At 53.2% G+C, this 18,501-nt stretch carries 23 protein-coding genes and 1 pseudogene; 22 read left to right on the top strand and 2 right to left on the bottom strand.

What is annotated here, in order from left to right; all coding sequences use genetic code 11:
- Positions 1–13: 13 nt before the first annotated feature.
- From CWM61_RS18095 to CWM61_RS18075, 3 genes are all read left to right on the top strand, one after another.
- Positions 14–2,395, top strand: coding sequence for a replication endonuclease (locus CWM61_RS18095; protein ID WP_100631658.1), 2,382 nt, complete (start codon positions 14–16; stop codon positions 2,393–2,395).
- A gap of 614 nt (positions 2,396–3,009) precedes the next feature.
- Entirely contained in the window at positions 3,010–3,831 is an 822-nt protein-coding gene (locus tag CWM61_RS18080) for a hypothetical protein (RefSeq protein WP_100631656.1), read from the top strand.
- Position 3,832: 1 nt separating this feature from the next.
- Entirely contained in the window at positions 3,833–4,588 is a 756-nt protein-coding gene (locus CWM61_RS18075; protein ID WP_100631655.1) for a hypothetical protein, read from the top strand.
- A gap of 17 nt (positions 4,589–4,605) precedes the next feature.
- On the opposite strand, the gene CWM61_RS18070 is transcribed toward CWM61_RS18075, so the two are convergent.
- Positions 4,606–5,634 carry a phage portal protein gene (locus CWM61_RS18070; RefSeq protein WP_100631654.1) on the bottom strand — a complete coding sequence of 343 codons (1,029 nt, stop codon included), beginning with the start codon at positions 5,632–5,634 and terminating at the stop codon, positions 4,606–4,608.
- Positions 5,634–7,400 (bottom strand): terminase ATPase subunit family protein, encoded by a 1,767-nt coding sequence (locus CWM61_RS18065; protein ID WP_100631653.1) that lies wholly within the window; start codon positions 7,398–7,400, stop codon positions 5,634–5,636. The genes CWM61_RS18070 and CWM61_RS18065 overlap by 1 nt, the downstream gene beginning before the upstream one ends.
- A 140-nt stretch (positions 7,401–7,540) precedes the next feature.
- On the opposite strand from CWM61_RS18065, the gene CWM61_RS18060 reads away from it, so the two are divergent.
- The 19 genes and pseudogenes from CWM61_RS18060 to CWM61_RS17965 all read left to right on the top strand — a co-directional run.
- A complete protein-coding gene (locus tag CWM61_RS18060) occupies positions 7,541–8,374 on the top strand; it encodes a GPO family capsid scaffolding protein (RefSeq protein ID WP_064152069.1) in 834 nt (277 codons plus the stop codon).
- Positions 8,375–8,390: 16 nt separating this feature from the next.
- On the top strand, positions 8,391–9,443 hold the full coding sequence (locus CWM61_RS18055) for a phage major capsid protein, P2 family (RefSeq protein ID WP_100631652.1): 1,053 nt from the start codon (positions 8,391–8,393) through the stop codon (positions 9,441–9,443).
- A gap of 3 nt (positions 9,444–9,446) precedes the next feature.
- On the top strand, positions 9,447–10,100 hold the full coding sequence (gene gpM, locus CWM61_RS18050) for a phage terminase small subunit (protein ID WP_032736274.1): 654 nt from the start codon (positions 9,447–9,449) through the stop codon (positions 10,098–10,100).
- Between the two features lie 95 nt (positions 10,101–10,195).
- On the top strand, positions 10,196–10,660 hold the full coding sequence (locus tag CWM61_RS18045) for a head completion/stabilization protein (RefSeq protein WP_086816995.1): 465 nt from the start codon (positions 10,196–10,198) through the stop codon (positions 10,658–10,660).
- Positions 10,660–10,863, top strand: a complete 204-nt coding sequence (locus tag CWM61_RS18040; RefSeq protein WP_004151001.1) for a tail protein X — start codon at positions 10,660–10,662, stop codon at positions 10,861–10,863. Before CWM61_RS18045 ends, CWM61_RS18040 begins: the two co-directional genes overlap by 1 nt.
- A gap of 3 nt (positions 10,864–10,866) precedes the next feature.
- Positions 10,867–11,082: an HP1 family phage holin gene (locus CWM61_RS18035; RefSeq protein WP_100631651.1), complete on the top strand. Its 216-nt coding sequence runs from the start codon at positions 10,867–10,869 to the stop codon at positions 11,080–11,082.
- On the top strand, positions 11,063–11,572 hold the full coding sequence (locus CWM61_RS18030) for a lysozyme (RefSeq protein WP_100631650.1): 510 nt from the start codon (positions 11,063–11,065) through the stop codon (positions 11,570–11,572). Before CWM61_RS18035 ends, CWM61_RS18030 begins: the two co-directional genes overlap by 20 nt.
- Before the next feature lie 4 nt (positions 11,573–11,576).
- Complete coding sequence (locus CWM61_RS18025; RefSeq protein ID WP_100631649.1) at positions 11,577–11,960, top strand: DNZ54_00345 family protein; 384 nt, start codon at positions 11,577–11,579, stop codon at positions 11,958–11,960.
- Positions 11,957–12,385: an Rz-like lysis system protein LysB gene (gene lysB, locus CWM61_RS18020; protein ID WP_100631648.1), complete on the top strand. Its 429-nt coding sequence runs from the start codon at positions 11,957–11,959 to the stop codon at positions 12,383–12,385. The genes CWM61_RS18025 and lysB overlap by 4 nt, the downstream gene beginning before the upstream one ends.
- Entirely contained in the window at positions 12,273–12,518 is a 246-nt protein-coding gene (gene lysC / locus CWM61_RS29925; protein WP_227521389.1) for an Rz1-like lysis system protein LysC, read from the top strand. Before lysB ends, lysC begins: the two co-directional genes overlap by 113 nt.
- Positions 12,481–12,912 (top strand): phage tail protein, encoded by a 432-nt coding sequence (locus tag CWM61_RS18010; RefSeq protein WP_100631646.1) that lies wholly within the window; start codon positions 12,481–12,483, stop codon positions 12,910–12,912. The genes lysC and CWM61_RS18010 overlap by 38 nt, the downstream gene beginning before the upstream one ends.
- Positions 12,905–13,354, top strand: a complete 450-nt coding sequence (locus tag CWM61_RS18005; protein WP_100631645.1) for a phage virion morphogenesis protein — start codon at positions 12,905–12,907, stop codon at positions 13,352–13,354. Before CWM61_RS18010 ends, CWM61_RS18005 begins: the two co-directional genes overlap by 8 nt.
- 485 nt (positions 13,355–13,839) lie before the next feature.
- Positions 13,840–14,040 (top strand): hypothetical protein, encoded by a 201-nt coding sequence (locus CWM61_RS17995; protein ID WP_100631644.1) that lies wholly within the window; start codon positions 13,840–13,842, stop codon positions 14,038–14,040.
- Complete coding sequence (locus tag CWM61_RS28830; RefSeq protein ID WP_133122464.1) at positions 14,024–14,980, top strand: aminopeptidase; 957 nt, start codon at positions 14,024–14,026, stop codon at positions 14,978–14,980. The genes CWM61_RS17995 and CWM61_RS28830 overlap by 17 nt, the downstream gene beginning before the upstream one ends.
- 217 nt (positions 14,981–15,197) lie before the next feature.
- On the top strand, positions 15,198–15,770 hold the full coding sequence (locus tag CWM61_RS17985) for a phage baseplate assembly protein V (protein WP_100631643.1): 573 nt from the start codon (positions 15,198–15,200) through the stop codon (positions 15,768–15,770).
- Positions 15,767–16,129, top strand: a complete 363-nt coding sequence (locus tag CWM61_RS17980; RefSeq protein ID WP_100631642.1) for a GPW/gp25 family protein — start codon at positions 15,767–15,769, stop codon at positions 16,127–16,129. The genes CWM61_RS17985 and CWM61_RS17980 overlap by 4 nt, the downstream gene beginning before the upstream one ends.
- On the top strand, positions 16,116–17,024 hold the full coding sequence (locus tag CWM61_RS17975) for a baseplate J/gp47 family protein (RefSeq protein ID WP_100631641.1): 909 nt from the start codon (positions 16,116–16,118) through the stop codon (positions 17,022–17,024). The genes CWM61_RS17980 and CWM61_RS17975 overlap by 14 nt, the downstream gene beginning before the upstream one ends.
- Positions 17,017–17,688, top strand: a complete 672-nt coding sequence (locus tag CWM61_RS17970; protein ID WP_100631640.1) for a phage tail protein I — start codon at positions 17,017–17,019, stop codon at positions 17,686–17,688. Before CWM61_RS17975 ends, CWM61_RS17970 begins: the two co-directional genes overlap by 8 nt.
- A 1-nt stretch (position 17,689) precedes the next feature.
- Positions 17,690–18,501, top strand: a pseudogene (locus CWM61_RS17965) (spore coat protein CotH); the annotation flags it as partial.

Here is an 18,501-nt window from a genome sequence, read left to right as displayed (position 1 = left end):
GAGCCTGTCAGTGATGCCTGAATTAACAAACGACAAAGGCGGCCCGACTGAGGCCGCCGGAGTTTTCCCATGGAACGCCCAGAAAAAAGCAGTAAACCCCTATCTGGACCCGGCGGAAGTTGCGCCGGTGTCTGCGCTTTCAAACCTGATCACTCTTTACGCTACGGATAACGAGCAGGAGCATCTGCGTCGCGAGGCCTTGAGTGATGAGGTCTGGGAACGCTATTTCTTCAATGAGTCCCGCGATCCTGTTCAGTGTGAACTGGAGCAGGACCGACTCATCAGCCGTGTCAAAATGGCAAGAGAGCAGCAGCGCTTTAACCCCGATTTGGTCATTCTGGCTAACGTCAGCGCCGAACCCACACACGTCAGCAAACCACTTCTTGAAAGAATTAAGTTCTTCCAGGGGCTGGGAAGGCCAAAGGCATATTCCCGGTATCTGCGCGAAACCATCAGGCCGTGTCTTGAGCGACTGGAGCGTGTGCGTGAAAGTCAGCTGTCGGCTTCCTTCCGGTTTATGGCGAGCCATGAAGGGCTGGAGGGGCTGCTGGTACTGCCTGAAATGAATCAGGAGCAGGTCAAGCGTCTGTCCACGCTTGTTGCGGCACATATGAGCATGTGTCTCGATGCGGCCTGCAGCGATCTGTTTGTGACTGATGACGTTAAGCCAGAACAAATCCGCCAGTCATGGGAAAAGGTAGCAGCAGAAGCTATGCGGCTGGATGTCATTCCACCTGCGTTTGAACGGCTGCGCCGCAAGAAACGCCGCCGTAAGCCAGCGCCCTATGGCCTTATTCCGGGTTCGCTGGCGCGTATGCTTTGTGCAGATTGGTGGTATCGCAAACTGTGGCAGATGCGCTGCGAGTGGCGGGAGGAACAGCTCCGTGCCGTTTGCCTGGTCAATAGGAAAGCGTCCCCGTACGTCAGCTATGAAGCCGTGATCCACAAACGCGAGCAGCGCCGCAAATCGCTGGAGTTTTTCCAGTCGCACGAGCTGGTCAATGCCGACGGTGACACGCTGGATATGGAAGACGTTGTGAACGCTAGCAGCAGCAATCCGGCGCACCGTCGTAATGAAATGATGGCCTGTGTGAAAGGGCTGGAGCTGATCGCAGAAATGCGCGGCGACTGCGCTGTGTTCTATACCATTACTTGTCCGTCACGCTTCCACGCCACGCTCAACAACGGCAGACCTAATCCGAAGTGGACCAGCGAAACGGTCCGGCAGAGTAGTGATTATCTGGTTGATACCTTCGCCGCATTCCGCAAAGCAATGCATAAAACTGGGCTGCGCTGGTATGGCGTGCGCGTTGCCGAGCCGCATCACGACGGCACCGTGCACTGGCACCTGCTGTGCTTCATGCGCAAGAAAGACCGGCGCACCCTCACTACGCTGCTGCGTAAATTTGCCATTCGTGAAGACCGCGCCGAGCTGGGCAACAATACCGGCCCGCGATTCAAGTCTGAACTTATCAACCCGCGCAAAGGCACGCCGACCAGCTACATCGCCAAATACATCAGCAAGAACATCGACGGGCGCGGACTGGCGAAAGAGATCAGCAAAGAAACAGGAAAATCACTACGGGACAGCGCTGAGCACGTTAGCGCCTGGGCATCCCTGCACCGCGTCCAGCAGTTCCGTTTCTTCGGTATTCCAGGGCGTCAGGCTTATCGCGAGCTGCGCCTGCTGGCAGGCCAGACCGCGCGACAGCAGGCAGATAAAAAAGCCGGTACGCCGGTACTGGATAACCCGCGACTGGATGCGGTACTGGCTGCCGCCGATGCTGGATGTTTTGCCACCTACATCATGAAGCAGGGCGGCGTGCTGGTCCCGCGTAAACATCACCTGGTCCGCACGGCCTACGAGCTTAACGACGAGCCATCTACCTATGGCGATCACGGCATCCGTATTTATGGCATCTGGTCCCCGATTGTTGAGGGCCGGATTTGCACGCACGCGATGAAGTGGAAAATGGTCCGTAAGGCCGTTGACGTTCAGGAGGCGACAGCCGACCAGGGCGCTGGCGCCCCTTGGACTCGTGGCAATAACTGTCCCCCTGTTGAAAAAACGTACCAGACAGGGGGCGAACTACAGGGCAGCGAAGAACCTGCAGCGCTGCCGGACTTCGAAAACATGAGCAAAAAGGAACTGCGCGAGCTGACGGCAAGGCTGCGGCTGGTTAAACCGAAGCGCCGAAAAGGCTACAAACAGGAAATTTCGGAACACCAACGGCTACAGCTCAATGCGGAGTTGCTGTCCAGAGGCTTTGACGCCAGTGAAACGGAAGTGGATCTGCTTCTGAGTGGCGGCAGCCTGCCATCTGGTGCCGGGCTGCGCCTGTTCTACCGGAATCAGCGCCTACAGGAGGATGACAAATGGCGTCAATGGTACTGACAGCTCAGAGAAATGGCATATCTATTAATCAAAGAGTTAGCTGAGTAAAAAACTATTTCAGCTTTAAAATCATATGATGTACTGTATATATAAACAGTAATATTGGGAGGGAGTTGTGAACGATTTGTTCATGGAGTCACTTGCACTGCAGCGGATAGAACTTATGGCCCGGCTGGTTGCCAGCTCAGATTGTAGCGATGACGACAAGGAGGTTGCGATTTCGTGGCTGTCGGAGCTGACAAGCGATCTGGTTACTAGGCTGAATGAATATGGGGTAAGGCAGGATGAGAGTACGCATTAGTGATTCCGCACCATGGGAAACTCCCTCCCATATGGCACCCTGCGGTTTGAGAAATCAGCGCATGTCTATGGTGCATGGATTCGCATGATCCAAAAAGGATCGCAATGGGTCGGGGCCGCCAGAACTGGCGCGCTTTCCGGCCCGTCATGCATCTGCATGAAAACCACTACACAAAGCGGGCAGGCGTGGCGGGGATACGAGCGCGCGCTGGCATCAATGATCAAGTTGCTAGCCAGCATAAGTTATCAATGATATTTTCAGATGAATCTTACTTAGGGTATCTATGCTATAAAACTGTACTTAAGGACGCTGCATGAAAGTTAGTTTCGATGTTGTGATAAAAAGTGGGAATGATGATGTTGACATGGAGTATGGTATTAAAACTCTTGGAGGTACTTCAGAGGTGACTTGCTTACTTGCAGAGGCAATCCTCCGAAAGAGAATTATCCAACGCAGAACACATGTTAACCCTGCAAGGGCAGTCCTTAAACAAAGTTTTAAAAGCTCCTATGGTCAGAACTTTGACGTCGTGGTATCTGAGCCTGCTTTAGTCTCTGAGTTAAATAAAATGGGTAGAGCAGTATTTTCTGAAGTAATGAGTTACTTTATATCTGAGTCTCTTTACCTTGAAACTAGGCAGGTTTCACAAAAAGCAGCTACCATTATTAATGGGTTGGGGGATATTGAAGATGAGATTATAGGTAGAATTCGGTCTCCACTTAAGAGAATGCATGAAGTTAACGTTAAAAGAGGATATGATGTTGAACTAAACTATAAGAAACCACTCCCTGCAGGAAAACAAAGAATAGCCGAGCTTAATGCAACGACGCGAGTTAATCTATTTCAATCACGTATTGCTAATGAACAAATACAAATTACAGCTATCATCACTCGATTTAACTCAAGGACAGGTAATGGAAGGTTAGTTTTGCAAGGTGAAAATGATACAGTACCGTTCGGTTTTTATATGCCGCTAAAAACTATACAGAGAAGGCAGAAAACTAAAATATCTGGGAATTTACATATCAATAATGGTAAAAACGAAGAGGAGTTTGTTTATCTTACTCTCACAGTTAGCCGCGTTACGGTCCTGAGTGGTGAGACCATAAAATACTTAATCCACACGGTAGAGTAATATGATAAAAATATTGAGTTTATTGATAATAGGCTTAGTGTGGTTGTCTTATTATCTGAATTTTGGGCTTGATGGAGAGTTGTCAAGTAAAACTGATGTCTGGGGGCAGTTTGGTGATTATGTAGGTGGAGTAGTTAATCCTATTTTAAGCTTTGTTACAATTTATTTGCTTATCCAGTCGTTAACCTTACAACGTGAGGCCAATTCGACATTGGTTAATGAAATACAGCGGCAGGAACGATTGGAAAAATATAAGAAATTTGAGGTGAGGTTTTTTAGTTTACTAGAGGCTCAAGATGTAAACTTCACGAAGTTCAAGGTCTCAGTTTCTGGAAATGCAGACGATGATAATGAAGGTAGTAGTAATTCTGATGTTTTTATGCCGAAGGCAAGTATATTAAAGGCGCATGAGGCGGTTGATTATATAGATAATTCACTAGCGGTATTGGTCCGAGAACAGGTTGATAGGAGTGATATTGTTGAATGGCTTAATGATTTGGATCTTCATGATTGTTTTTTCTCAGTATCGAGGCGGTTTTACTTGATTCTTAAATTGATTAATGAAAAAGTTGATATTGATGAGCGTGAAGAGCAATATGAGGCATTGTTAAATCTAACAGATACGAAGATTTTGATTCTTATCGCTATTCTAATTGAATATTTTGAATGGGATACATTGGTTGATATTAAAAAAAGTGGCATTTTGAATAGGCCTGGCTTGGTTAATTATGTCGATAATTATAAAGATGCCCTATGAGTGGGCATCTTTATAATTTATTTATTTAGTTCGTAGCCGGAAAATTTTATTATATCTTCATGTAACCATTTATTTAACTCTTCGAAGCGTTTCTGTAGAGGAATGAGTTCATTTCTTACGAAAACCAAACTGGCCTTTTCTACATCCCCAAACCCCCCAACATTGCTAGGCATAATCCCCATCATCTGCGGCGGTACACGGTGCGCTGCCATCATGTCATCCCGGCTCACGTTTTTGATATTCAGAAACTCATCCTTTGCCGCTACTTCTGACAGTGGGATGATCTGGATGCCGTCCTTTTTCCCGTTGGGGGAGTACATAAACAGATTGCGAAAGTTACCCGGTCCTTTGGCACTTTTCATCGCATGGCGGATGTTGTTCACGTCCTCCTGGTTCTGCGCCGCGTCGGTCATGTACATGATGAATCCGGCGTGACTGCCGTTAATGTAATACTTACGACGAAACAGCGTGGCGGACTCATTCAGTAGGGCCGAAGGAATGGCAGACAGATACTCCGGCAGGCCGTAAATCTCCTGGTTTAAGTCCGGCTCCATCAGGTGAAAAATGCTGCCTTTGGTGAACTCATAGGGCTGCGTGGTCATGCCGTATTGCACAAACCAGTAGGTATCGAGATCGATCCCGCGCCGGGTGTATTTTGCCAGCGATGGCTCCAGCGACAGAATACCGCCCAGTCGGTTTGTCCGTTTTTCAAGATAGGCGTTACCAAACACCAGATAGTCCTGCACGAAACGGCTGAATGCCTGCTGACTCAGCAACGGGTGCGGGATAAACGTGCTGGTCAGGATGTTGCGCTTAACGGCAATCGGTGAGCTGTGGTGCACGGCGGCGCGATACGTGCGTGCCAGTCCGTCAAAACTTACAGGCGGCTCATACCATCTGTCCATCTGGACGCATTCCACATAATCCAGCAGTTCGCGGCGGTCCAGCACAGGAATGGGATCGCCAAAGCTGAACGCCTGAGTAGATGCTGAATCATTGGTTTGTACGTCAGGCGGCATGACGTCCTGTACGGTGTTCTCAGTCATTAAAAAATCTCCACGATGTTACTGGTGTTGGCTGCCTCGCCCTGCAGCGGTTCGTTAAACAATGCGTGCATGGTCGCCCAGGCCAAATCTGCGTGGCTGGCTTCCTCGCTGCGGCTGGCTTCATAGGTAGGGCGGTTTCCGCTGGCGGTGGTGGCCCGGCGGATAGCCATGAATGACTGCGCGATATCGGTATGACCGGCGTCAAACTCAATGCGGCGGTGACTGATGATGTCGTATGCCTTGAGCACCAGGGCGTTTTTGACGTTGGGGTTATAGACAAACTCCCGGACGGCAGGGAAAAACCCTTTGACGTTTTCATAGACGCCGTGACCGACGCCGGTAGAGTCAATGCCGATATAGGTTACGTTGTACTGCAAGGTGAGCTGGCGGATGGCTTCTGCCTGCGCGCGGAAATCCATGCCGCGCCACTGGTGGCGTTCCAGTATGCGGAACTTGCCGCCTGGAACGGATGGCGGGGCGATAACGACGCACCCGGCGCTGTCACCGTTCTGCGTGCCTTTCGCCGGGTCATATCCGATCCATACCTCGCCCCAGCCAAACGGGCGCAGAGCCAGTGCATGAAAATCTTCCCAGACCTCCCAGCTGTCCACCATGCAGGCCTGCAGGTCGGCAAGGGGAAACACGGACGCGAGATCGTCAATAAACTCGCACATCAGCAGGTTCTGGTATTCGTCCGGGCTGTATTCCAGTCGCAACTGGTCGAGGTCGAACAGGTTACAGCCGCCGCGCACGGCATCTTCTACCGTCACGATCTGCCTGAACTGACCATCAGCACAAAGCAGGCCTGCCGCCAGCGCCGAGTGGGTCAGGTCGATATCCACACGGTCCGATTTTGAGCGACCACGGTTATACAGCGCACCAGACCAGAAGGGGTAGGCGCTGTGCGTCAGGCTGGACGGGGTGGAAAAATAGGTTTGCCGCCACTTTTTGTGCAGCGCCATACCGGAGGCAACTTTGCGCAGCTCCTGGAATTTCGGTATCCAGAAATATTCATCAAGGTACAGGTTGCCGTGGTAGCTCTGCGCGGTGCGGGCATTGGTCCCCAGAAAATACAGCGTGGCACCGTTCGGCAGGACCATCGGATCGCCTTTCAGCTCAACGTCTACCTCTTTGGCGAACTCAATGATGTAGCCTTTAAAGACATGCGCCTGGGCTTTACTGGCCGACAGGAAAATTTGGTTGCGACCAGTAACCAGGGCATCGATCAGTGCCTCACGCGCAAAATAATACGTTGCCCCGATTTGGCGGGACTTCAGCACGTTGCGGATACGATGTTTAATCCCTGCTTCCCACCAGTGGCGCTGATATTCGAACATGCCAGCGCGGAAAATCTCTTCCAGCTTTTCGATCTGTTCATCGCTGAACAGGTTTTTTTCAGGTGGTTTGCGGGGACCGCGGTTGCGATTTTCCACGTTCGGGTTTAAGTCGGCCTCGTTGCCGCCGTTGTTAAATTTCCCGATGCGGGCGTGGCGCTCGGACTGGCGCGCCAGCAGGTCGATCTCCTTAAAATCCTTCCCTTCTTTTTGCTCCTTCATGATCAGCTGGCAGTACCGCGCGGCGGTGGTGAGCTGCATCTGGTCAAGCGGACCATAGCTGCCCCATTTGTCGCGCTTTTTCCAGCTGTGAACGGTTGCGGCTTTCTCGCCCAGCATTTCTGCAATGCGGGCTATGCGGTATCCCTGAAAATACAGCAGTAGTGCCTGCCGACGGGGATCGAGGTCTGCGGGAGTCAATGTTGTGTTCATGGCACAAGACTACGGCCTTGACAGGAGCCTTTCCCCGGCTGGCTTTTGTGTGGTTTACCGCACAAGGTCTGCGCGTTGTTTCACCCCCTCCATCACAGCAACCATAAGGCCTCACTGAGTTATTTGATGGAGTCGCTCAAATGGCAGTTAAAGCAAAACGCTTCCGCATTGGTGTGGAAGGGGCAACAACCGACGGGCGCACCATTGAGCGCGCCTGGCTGGAGCAGATGGCGGCCAGTTATAACCCGCAAGTCTATACGGCGCTGATTAATCTGGAACATATCAAGGGCTACACCCCGGACAGTCCATTCCGCCGCTTCGGGACCGTGGATAAGCTGGAGGCCGAAGAAATTGCGGATGGCCCGCTGAAGGGGAAAATGGCCCTGTATGCGTGGATCACCCCGTCAGATGATCTGGTGGCGTATACCCGCAAGCTGCAAAAACTGTTCACCTCGATGGAGGTCAATACCAGTTTTGCTGATACCGGCAAAGCGTACCTGGTTGGCCTGGCAGCGACTGACGACCCGGCAAGCCTGGGTACAGAAATGTTGCAGTTTAGCGCCAGCGCCAAAAGCAACCCGCTGGCCGGGCGCAAACAAAGCCCGGAAAACCTCTTTACCGCCGCAGAAGAAACGCTGATCGAGTGGGAAGAGGTTCAGGACGATAAACCCTCCCTTTTTGCCCGCGTTACCGCGATGTTTGCCAAAAAATCGCAGACCGATGATGCGCGTTTTTCTGATGTGCATCGTGCTGTTGAGCTGGTCGCTACCGAGCAGCAGAGCCTGAGCGAACGCACCGATCAATCCCTGTCCGCGCAGGGTAAGCGCCTTGCTGCGCTGGAAACCTCCCTTCAGGAGCAGCAGACCGCCTTTGCGGAACTGGAGCAGCAACTGCAACAGGAAGACAGCCGCAAAGATTATCGCCAGCGTGCGCCGGGCGGTAACGCGCCAGCAGGCACCCTGACCAATTGCTGATGGAGCATAAGAACCAATGAAAAAGAAAACACGTTTTGCCTTTAACGCCTACCTGCAGCAGCTGGCGCGCCTGAATGGCGTAGAAGTTGAGGAGCTGTCCAGCAAGTTCACCGTGGAGCCGTCTGTGCAGCAGACGCTGGAAGACCAGATCCAGCAGTCCGCCGCATTCCTGACCATGATTAACATCATTGGGGTGACTGAGCAGTCAGGCCAGTTGCTGGGGCTGGGCGTCGGTAGCACCATTGCCGGGACCACTGACACGACCACGAAGGAGCGCGAACCAACCGATCCGACAGTCATGGTCGATGTTGAGTACAAGTGCGAGCAGACCAACTTTGATACGGTGCTGACCTACGCAAAACTTGATCTGTGGGCGAAATTCCAGGATTTCCAGGTGCGCATCCGTAACGCCATCGTCAAGCGCCAGGCGCTGGACCGCATCATGATCGGGTTCAACGGTGTGAAGCGTGCCAAAACCTCAAACCGAGTCGATAACCCGCTGCTGCAGGACGTCAACAAAGGCTGGCTGCAGAAAGTCCGCGAAGATGCGGCAGATTGCGTGATGGGCAGCACCACGGCAGAAGATGGCACCACCACCGCAGACCCGGTGAAGGTAGGCAAGGGCGGTAAATATGCCAACCTGGATGCGCTAGTGATGGATGCTGTCAATGAGCTGATTGACCCGATTTTCCAGGATGATGCTGATCTGGTCGTGATCTGTGGTCGTGAGCTGCTGTCTGACAAGTATTTCCCGCTGGTCAATAAGGAGCAGGAAAACAGCGAAAAACTGGCCGCTGATCTGATTATCAGCCAGAAACGCATGGGTGGCCTGCAGGCTGTCCGCGCCCCGTCATTCCCGGCTAATGCCGTGCTGATCACCCGTCTGGATAACCTGTCCATCTACTGGCAGGAAGATACCCGCCGCCGTTCGGTCATTGATAACCCGAAACGCGATCGCATCGAAAACTTCGAATCCGTCAACGAGGCGTATGTGGTGGAGGATTACCGCTGCGTGGCACTGGTGGAAAACATCACCATCGGTGACTTCAGCGCCGGAGAAGGGGAGTAACGCATGAGCCTGAGTCCCGCACGGCAGCACCGCCTGCGCGTTCAGGCTGAACAGGCCGCCCGTCAGGGCGGCAGTGTTCGCCATGCGTCGGGTTATGACCTGATGCTGCTGCAGCTGGCAGAAGATCGCCGCCGCCTCAAAGGGGTTCAGTCCACCGTGAAAAAGGCGCAGATCAAGGTGGAACTGTTACCCAAATATACCGCCTGGGCGGATGGCGTACTGGCAGCCGGTGGAGCGCAGCAGGATGACGTGCTGATGTTTCTCATGCTCTGGCGTATCGATGCCGGTGATTTTGCCGGTGGACTGCAGATTGCCGCGCACGCGCTCAAACACGGCTGGGTGCTGCCGCAGGCGTTGGGCCGCCGCAACGTGCAGACCGTTGTCGCGGAAGAGCTGGCAGACCAGGCGGAGGCCGCGCAGCGCATGAAAGCTGAATTCCCTGCCGACGTGCTGCTGCAGGCGCTTTCACTGACGGATGCGCTGGATATGCCGGACCAGTCCCGCGCCCGATTGCATAAAGCCATCGCCGCCGTGATCAGCGAGTCTCGCCCCGCCGCAGCCCTTAACCACTACACGTTTGCGCTGCAGCTCGATCCCCGCTGCGGCGTGAAAAAAGACAAAGAGCGGCTGGAGCGCCATTTGCGTAACAGCCACTGACGGAACGTGCCCCGCGCACGGGCGGCACGGGATGGCGACAGGCAGCGCCTTATCAAAATCCCGTTCACCGCCCACCTTTTCAGGAGAAAACCCGCATGAAGTTTGTTGCGCCAGAACAGGCGCCAGAACAGGCGGAGGTCATCAAAAACACCCCATTCTGGCCAGATGTGGATTTGTCGGAGTTTCGCAGCGTGATGCGAACGGATGGCACGGTGACGTCACCGCGTCTTGGGCAGCTTATCCGGTCTGCTATGTCGGAGGTCAACGCGGAGCTGTACGACTTCCGCAAGCGCCAGCAGGCGCTGGGGTTTCAGACACTGGCAGACGTACCGGCGGAAGAGCTGGACGGCAAAAGCGAGCGCATCCACCACTACCACAACGCCGTGTATTGCTGGGCGCGTGCCCAGGTGAATGAACGTTACCAGGACTATGACGCCACGGCATCCGGCGTCAAACGAGGTGATGAGCTGGCGGAGGCCAGCGGCGATCTGTGGCGTGATGCCCGCTGGGCGATTAGCCGGGTGCAGGATGCGCCCCACTGTACGGTGGAGCTGATCTGATGAAAGTGCGTGCGTACCAGGGTGACACGGTGGATGCGCTTTGCTGGCGTCATTACGGGCGCACGCAGGGCGTCACAGAGCAGGTACTGCAGGCAAATCCGGGGCTGGCTGAGCATGGCCCTTTTTTACCTCACGGGCTGCAGGTGGAGCTGCCGGATATTGCGACCACTACCACGGTGCAGACCGTCCAGTTATGGGACTGAGTTATGACGCTTGAACGGATCAGCGCCTTTATTACGTACTGCATCGCTGTACTGCTGGCGTGGATGGGCGATTTATCGCTTAAAGATGCCTCTACGGTGGGCGGTGTGCTGATTGGCCTGCTGATGCTGGCGATCAACTGGTACTACAAACACAAAACCTATCAGCTGTTACGCGGCGGCAAGATAAACCAGGGGGAATATGAATCCTTCAATCGTTAAGCGCTGTCTGGTTGGTGCGGTGCTGGCTATTGCTGCCACGTTGCCCAATTTCCAGCAGCTCCACACCTCAGTGGAAGGGCTGAAGCTGATTGCTGATTACGAGGGCTGCCGCCTTCAGCCGTACCAGTGTGACGCTGGTGTGTGGACCGATGGCATCGGTAACACGTCGGGCGTGGTGCCGGGGAAAACCATCACAGAGCGGCAGGCGGCGGGGAACTTCATCACCAATGTGTTACGGGTAGAAACCGCGCTGGCGCGGTGTGTCCTGGTGAACGTGCCGCAGTACGTTTATGACGCGCTGGTGTCGCTGGCGTTCAACGTCGGAACGGGCAACGCCTGCAGCTCAACCATGGTGAAGCTTATCAATCAGAAGCGCTGGCGCGATGCCTGCTATCAGCTGCCGCGCTGGGTATATGTCAAAGGCATATTTAACCAGGGGCTGGATAACCGCCGTGGGCGGGAGCTGGCCTGGTGCTTAAAAGGAGCATGACGAAATGAAGAAGAAATTTATCAGTGGGTTGCTTTCGGTGCTGTACGCGGCGCTGATGATTTTAAGTCTCTTTGTCCCAAACGGCATGACCTCGGCGCTGGTCACCGCATTGACATGGGTAGCCTGTTTGCTGGTCTGGGTGGCGGTGCTGCTTTGCCTGGCCGGGTGGTATGCGGGCGGCACTCATCGGGAAGAGGCAATGCAGGCGCTGACGCGCTTTTTCAGTACGCCAGGAAACCAGGTGATCAGATGGGCCAGGCGTTCGCTGCTTGTGATTTTTCTCGCCTTTACGGGCCACGTTATCACCCTGGCATTTTATCTGCTGACGCTGGTCGCGCTTAAGGTCCTGCGTGCGCAGGTTGTTGATGAGCAGCCGGTGACGGTATGACGCGCGCGCTGGCGGTTATTCTGGCGCTCGTACTGGCGGCGCTGGGCTGGCAGTCATGGCGACTGAATGAGGCCAGCCACACCATCGATAAGCAAGGCAGGGACCTGAAAACGGCGGGCGACAAACTGGCAAAAACGAACGGACAGCTGATCGCCCTGTCCATCCTGTCCGAAACCAACAACCGGGAACAGGCGCGGCTTTACGCGGCGGCAGAAAGCACAAACGCGCTGCTGCGAAGCCGCCAGCGTCGGATTGAGGAGCTAAAACGTGAAAATGAGGGTTTGCGCCGCTGGGCTGGTACTCCTTTGCCTCCTGACATTATCAGGATGCGCGAACGACCGGCCCTCGCCGGAGGTGCGGCTTACCGTGAATGGTTGTCCCAGGGTGACGCAGTGCCGCCTGGAAAAGTCAGCAGCCAGCACTAACGGCGATTTGCTGGCGGCGCTGGATGAGGCGGAGGCGGCCTGGTCGATCTGTGCTGACAAGGTGGACACGATAATTTCCTGCCAGGAGCGAAACAGTGAACAAACCTCAGTCCTTACGCCTCGCCCTGAATAAAGCCGTGGCGTATGTCCGGGACAACCCGGACAAGCTGCATTTATTCGTGGATAACGGTTCGGTGGTGGCGACCGGCGCAGCGTCGTTGTCCTGGGAGTATCGCTATACCCTCAACGTGGTGGTTGTGGATTTCAGCGGCGATCAGGGATTGCTGATGGCTCCCATGTTGGCCTGGCTGATGGAGAATCAGCCCGATGCTATCCATAACCCGGAACTGCGTGAAAAGCTGTTTACGTTTGAGGTCGATATCTTGCGCAATGATATCTGCGATATCAGCCTGAACCTGCAGCTGACAGAGCGCGTGATCGTCAGTGCTGACGGTGACGTGTCCAGCGTCGAAGCGGTGCCGGAGCCGGACGAACCGGACGAAATGTGGGCGGTGCGCCGTGACTGAGCTGCAGGAAGTTGACGCCTGGTTAGATGCGCTGCTGGCTGGTCTGGAGCCTGCCGCGCGTAAGCGCATGATGCGGGAGCTGGCGCAGCAGCTGCGCCGCACCCAGCAGAAAAATATCAGGATGCAGCGCAACCCGGACGGCACGGCATACGAACCACGACGGGTAACGGCACGCACAAAAACTGGCCGCATACGTCGGCAAATGTTTGCCAAACTCCGCACCGCAAAATACCTGAAAGCCGTTGCCAGCCCGGACTCTGCCAGTGTCGAATTTGAGGGCAGGGTGCAGCGTATTGCCCGCGTTCATCATTACGGTCTGCGTGACCGTGTTAGCCGGAAGGGGCCGGAGGTACGTTATGCAGAGCGACGGTTGCTAGGTTTAACATATACCGTTAAGATGCTAATAAATCGGGTTCTTATTAATTATATGGTTAGGAATTAAATTTTTCCTCAATAGATTTTTATTCTATTCATAACGAGTTTGGTTTGGTTTAAGTTTTAATATCTTTATCACATGTTGATAATAATTCTAATTTTGTGAGCATAATTGAATTAATATGTCTAACTGAGTTTTGTTGAGGTTTTTTTTGTGAGTTTTTTTTATGTGCTATTTTTTATGTGCTATTTTTATAATGAGTGCCTAGTTGATCTTAACTGTTAAGAGGTTTTTATGCCTAATAATCCGCAAGCTCCAAATGTCTTAACTAAAGAAATGATCGATGAATTAAAAAAGCAATTGGATGAAATGGAAGGGCAGGAAATTAGTGAGGATAGTCCGGTGCAATTCACTAATGAGCCCTCAGAGGACGTTGCGTGGTATATAGCCTATAGCACTAGGAGTAATATGTAGGCAGGAGTGTAGAATAATTGGTCTCAGGCTCATGTTTGAGACCAACTTCATGTTTTATATGAATGGAGGAGGGGGGTATGCTAAATGATTCTCTTTGGAATTCAATACATTTTTTTTTAGAGAAATATGTACATCTTAAAAAAAATGATAATGTTGTTATTTTCTACACTCCCGATAGTCGCGATATTGCGGGTGCAGTAAAGTTTGCGTTGACACAGCTTGAAATTAGTTGTGAAGTTTGTTGGATGAAGCCAATTAAAGATGATTTTTTTTTTTGATAGAGCAAGAAAAGTCTTGCCAGTATTACCAGATGGGGGAGGTAGGCTAGTTATTTTAACCTTTGAAAAAGATACTTTCTCTCATGATCGTAAAATCTATAAATTACTAAGTGCTTATCCGCCAGAAAGGCTGTTAATATATAGGGCAATTAGTTCTTGTCCTGAGCTTTTTACAAATGCATTATCTATAGCTCCTGAGGAAATAAATCAATTTAATTCCACACTATTGAATTATCTAATGTCCGCCAAAAAGGTTCATATAAAAACTAAAGGCGGAACAAATCTAAATATTGAACTTAACAACGAAAAACATTCTTGGGTCAGCAATCGCGGTCTGGCAAGAGTAGGAAGAACAGTTATACTACCGCCAGGCGAGGTTGCCACTTATCCTGCGAATGTTACAGGGATATTTGTGGCAGACTTTGCATTCAATCTTAATGCAATCACTGATCAAGACACAAGATTACAAGATCGCCCTGTGACGTTGTACTTAGATAAAGGGATAGTTGTTGAATATCATAGCGAGTGCAAGGATGTAATAAAGTTTCTTGATCAATGCTTTGAGCGTCTTAATGCAAAGAAAGTTGGGGAACTTGGTTTTGGAACGAATAGAAATGTGCATGCACCGTTGTATATGAATTCTCATATTAATGAACGGAAGCCCGGAGTACATCTTGGGTTTGGTCAACACAATCAACCACCGGGTGTTGTTGGTTACCAGTGTGAGTTGCATTTGGATATGATAGCAGATGGAGGGACTATTTGGATTGACGATATTCCTAAATCAATAGATTTATCCAGTTTTCTTGCAGAAGATGTTTTACATACTGATAGATTTACTGATGAAGATGTCTTTTCACCCGAATTAGATGATATATCAGTAGAGGATTGTTGTGGCGTATATTCTCAAGGTGAAATGAAATTATTTAATATAAATTAATTTCTTGGCTTTACAAAAAAGCGGCAATTAAGCCGCTTTTTTGTTGTTTTTATATTAAAATAATTGAGTATTTTTTTGACTTTTGGTTTTTATATGGGCGAGGTGGTCACGTGATCTGTAATTATGGTAGTTAATTTACTGATGAAGGGCCATTGTGTTAGGGATGAAACAAATATGAATTAGTGAGCAAGTCATATACTTTGTACATTATTATAAAATGAACTCACAACTAACCGAAATCATGCGCCTTATCACCAATCTGATCCGCACCGGCATTGTGACCGAAGTGGACCGGGACGGCTGGCTGTGCCGGGTGAAAACAGGAGACCTCGAAACCAACTGGATTAACTGGCTGACCTACCGTGCCGGGAAGTCGCGCACGTGGTGGTGTCCGTCGCCAGGTGAGCAGGTTGTGCTGTTCAGTCTGGGCGGCAATCTGGAGACGGCTTTTGCGCTCCCGGCTATTTACTCCAATGCGTGCCCGCCGCCGTCAGACTCTGAAAGCGCGGACGTGACCGCATACGAGGATGGCGGCTGGTTCGAATACGACCCGGCCACCGGGCACTGGATTATCCGGGGTGTTAAAGCCGTGCTTATCGAATCCTCGCAGCTGGTTTCCTGCAAAACAGAGGAGTTTGTGCTCGAGGCTGACACGACCCGTATTAACAGCAACGTGATCCTGAATGGCGACGTCACCCACGGCGGCGGAGCGATGACGTCAAACGGCATTGTGGCCGATAAGCATAAACACCCTGGCGACAGCGGCGGAACAACGGGAGATCCAATTTGACGCTCTATATCGGGATGAATCGCGATACCGGCCAGGCCATTACGGAAACGGACCACCTGCGCCAGTCCGTGCGGGATATTTTGCTGACGCCGCAGGGTAGCCGTCTTGCCCGTCGGGAATATGGTTCCCTGCTGTCCGCGCTGATTGACCAGCCACAAAACCCGGCGTTGCGCCTGCAGATCATGGCGGCGGTATACGTCGCGTTGCAGCGCTGGGAGCCGCGGCTGCAACTCGACACCATCACGATTAACAGCAGCAGCATGGATGGCGCAATGGTGATTGAGCTGGCGGGCCAGCGTAACGACGGCGTGCCGGTATCTCTTTCTGTATCGACAGGAGCAAGTAATGGCCGTTATTGACCTTTCCCAGCTGCCGCCACCGCAAATCGTGGATGTGCCGGATTTTGAAACCCTGCTGTCTGAACGCAAGGCTGAATTTGTCGCATTATTTCCGGCAGAAGAACAGGAAGCCGTGGCCCGTACCTTAACGCTTGAGTCTGAGCCTGTGGTGAAAATGCTGCAGGAAAATGTGTACCGGGAGTTGCTGCTGCGACAGCGGATTAACGAGGCGGCGAAAGCCGTGATGGTGGCCTATTCCGGCGGGGATGACCTGGACAATTTAGGTGCTAACAATAACGTGCAGCGGCGGGTGATCACCACCGCAGACGATACCACCACGCCACCGACTGAGGCGGAAATGGAATCGGACGCGGATTATCGCCAGCGCATCCCGGCGGCCTTTGAGGGGATGAGCGTTGCCGGTCCCGTCGGTGCGTATGAATATCACGCGCTGAGCGCCGATGGCCGTGTGGCAGATGCATCAGCATTCAGCCCGGCACCGGCGGAAGTCGTGGTGACGATTCTGGCCCGCGACGGTGATGGCACTGCGCCGGATGACTTGCTGCAGGTAGTTGGTGTTGCACTGAATGATGAGGCCGTGCGGCCTGTAGCGGACCGGGTGAGCGTCCGCTCTGCTGAGATTGTCCGCTATGAAATCGACGCGGTTCTGTATGTCTATCCCGGCCCGGCAAAGGAACCCATCCTCGCTGCCGCGAAAGAGCAGGGCACAGCATACATCAATGAGCAGCGTCGCCTGGGGCGTGATGTGCGGCTGTCTGCGATTTATGCCGCTCTGCATGTTCAGGGCGTGCAGCGCGTTGAGCTGATGCAGCCCCTGGCTGACATGGTGATAGATAAAACGCAGGCGTCCTATTGCACCGATTTTAAAGCAGAAATTGGTGGCTCTGATGAATAGCCTGTTACCGCCGGGATCGTCCTCGCTGGAGCGCAGGCTGGCGCAGGCCTGTTCAGGTATCAGTGATTTAAGCGTGCCGTTGCGTGATCTCTGGAACCCATGGAAATGCCCGGTGAAATTCCTGCCGTATCTGGCGTGGGCGTTTTCCGTCGACCGTTGGGAGGAAACCTGGTCTGAAAGGGAAAAGCGCCAGGCGGTCAGCGATGCGTTCTGGATCCACCAACGCAAGGGGACGGTGGCGGCGGTTCGCCGGGTGATTGAAAACCTCGGTTACAGCATGACGCTTCAGGAGTGGTGGGACGTGGCCGACCCCGCCGGGACATTCCGCCTTGAGATTGACCTGAATGATATCGGTATTACCGAGACGATGATTAAGGAGCTGGAACGGATTATTGGCGATGCGAGGCCGGTCAGCCGCCACATTGCCCGCCTGTCACTGTCAGCGGGGACCACCGGTCCGGTGTATACCGGTGCCGCATCGTGCGGCGGGGAGGTCATCAGCGTGTATCCGCCGGAATACACGCCGGATGAGGCCGCCCGTTATGACGGCGGCGGGTTCCATTCCGGCTCGGTCACCTATACCGAAAACCAGCGCGGGGAAGACCCTCACCGCTATGACGGTCGCACCTTTCACGATGGCCGTGGCGTTTACGCAGGAGAATAACATGAGTGCAATTAACGAACAGACGAAATGGGAAGATGAGGTTTACCTGCTGGCGCGTGAAGACCGGGTGGAGGGCGGCATTTATGGTCCGTCAAACAAACAGGCCCGGCAGCTGGCGAACCGTACCCGCTATTTAAAAACCGCCGTTGAGTCTCTGCAGGACTACCGGGATTACACCTTCTTCATGACCCCGGATGACCCGGACGGCACCCTTGCGGGGCTTGCCGGCACGCCGGAGGGGAAACTCTTTCGCGTGGTGGTGCCTGACAGCGAGGGGCAACTGCTGGCCTTTATCTATTACCAGAAGCGCAATGGCCAGGCGAACCGGCTGAATGCGCTGGCAAGCCAGCAGGCGATTACGTCCCTGCGCCAGCAGCTGGAGCAGGACACCGGCTCAGCGCTGGATGGCCTGACCGCGTTGCAGTCCGGTCTCCAGTCGCTGACGGCCGCCCTGATGCAGCTCGGTCTCGATGAGATGGCCGCGCAGGTGACCAGCATGGCCGCCTCGCAAAAAAGTCAGTCAGACCAGATTCAGGCGCTGATGCTGGCGTTTCAGTCCGGTATGCGGGCACTGGCTCTGGTGGAGGCCACCCCCGAAGAGGTGGAAAGTCATCAGCTGAATAACCTCTATGCCTTCCAGGTGCTGGCCCGTCAGCTTCTCCCGCTCGACGGCTTCGACCCCTCGACGGCGGGCAGCGGCACGGGAAACCGGGAGGCGCAGGCGAAATATCCGGGCGTGTTTGCCTTCGGTGAGCCGCGCGGTCTGATTCGCCTGGACGTGACCTCCGACAGCGGCGCGCCGACCAGCAAGGA

This window comes from Klebsiella sp. K-Nf6 (assembly GCF_002806655.1).
Taxonomy (GTDB): Bacteria; Pseudomonadota; Gammaproteobacteria; order Enterobacterales; family Enterobacteriaceae; genus Klebsiella; species Klebsiella variicola.
The sequence above is the reverse complement of the archived record's forward strand: the minus strand, read 5'-3'. Positions and strand labels throughout refer to the sequence as shown.

What these genes read in the sequence shown, in the direction of transcription:
- CWM61_RS18040 (WP_004151001.1), top strand. Translation starts at nt 10,660, where the DNA reads ATGAAAGTGCGTGCGTACCAGGGTGACACGGTGGATGCGCTTTGCTGG.
- CWM61_RS18025 (WP_100631649.1), top strand. Translation starts at nt 11,577, where the DNA reads ATGAAGAAGAAATTTATCAGTGGGTTGCTTTCGGTGCTGTACGCGGCG.
- CWM61_RS17975 (WP_100631641.1), top strand. Translation starts at nt 16,116, where the DNA reads ATGGCCGTTATTGACCTTTCCCAGCTGCCGCCACCGCAAATCGTGGAT.
- CWM61_RS18055 (WP_100631652.1), top strand. Translation starts at nt 8,391, where the DNA reads ATGAAAAAGAAAACACGTTTTGCCTTTAACGCCTACCTGCAGCAGCTG.
- CWM61_RS17985 (WP_100631643.1), top strand. Translation starts at nt 15,198, where the DNA reads ATGAACTCACAACTAACCGAAATCATGCGCCTTATCACCAATCTGATC.
- CWM61_RS18075 (WP_100631655.1), top strand. Translation starts at nt 3,833, where the DNA reads ATGATAAAAATATTGAGTTTATTGATAATAGGCTTAGTGTGGTTGTCT.
- lysB (WP_100631648.1), top strand. Translation starts at nt 11,957, where the DNA reads ATGACGCGCGCGCTGGCGGTTATTCTGGCGCTCGTACTGGCGGCGCTG.
- CWM61_RS17995 (WP_100631644.1), top strand. Translation starts at nt 13,840, where the DNA reads ATGCTAAATGATTCTCTTTGGAATTCAATACATTTTTTTTTAGAGAAA.
- CWM61_RS18060 (WP_064152069.1), top strand. Translation starts at nt 7,541, where the DNA reads ATGGCAGTTAAAGCAAAACGCTTCCGCATTGGTGTGGAAGGGGCAACA.
- gpM (WP_032736274.1), top strand. Translation starts at nt 9,447, where the DNA reads ATGAGCCTGAGTCCCGCACGGCAGCACCGCCTGCGCGTTCAGGCTGAA.
- CWM61_RS18045 (WP_086816995.1), top strand. Translation starts at nt 10,196, where the DNA reads ATGAAGTTTGTTGCGCCAGAACAGGCGCCAGAACAGGCGGAGGTCATC.
- CWM61_RS18070 (WP_100631654.1), bottom strand. Translation starts at nt 5,634, where the DNA reads ATGACTGAGAACACCGTACAGGACGTCATGCCGCCTGACGTACAAACC.
- CWM61_RS18035 (WP_100631651.1), top strand. Translation starts at nt 10,867, where the DNA reads ATGACGCTTGAACGGATCAGCGCCTTTATTACGTACTGCATCGCTGTA.
- CWM61_RS18030 (WP_100631650.1), top strand. Translation starts at nt 11,063, where the DNA reads ATGAATCCTTCAATCGTTAAGCGCTGTCTGGTTGGTGCGGTGCTGGCT.
- CWM61_RS18065 (WP_100631653.1), bottom strand. Translation starts at nt 7,400, where the DNA reads ATGAACACAACATTGACTCCCGCAGACCTCGATCCCCGTCGGCAGGCA.
- CWM61_RS18095 (WP_100631658.1), top strand. Translation starts at nt 14, where the DNA reads ATGCCTGAATTAACAAACGACAAAGGCGGCCCGACTGAGGCCGCCGGA.
- CWM61_RS28830 (WP_133122464.1), top strand. Translation starts at nt 14,024, where the DNA reads ATGATTTTTTTTTTTGATAGAGCAAGAAAAGTCTTGCCAGTATTACCA.
- CWM61_RS18080 (WP_100631656.1), top strand. Translation starts at nt 3,010, where the DNA reads ATGAAAGTTAGTTTCGATGTTGTGATAAAAAGTGGGAATGATGATGTT.
- CWM61_RS17970 (WP_100631640.1), top strand. Translation starts at nt 17,017, where the DNA reads ATGAATAGCCTGTTACCGCCGGGATCGTCCTCGCTGGAGCGCAGGCTG.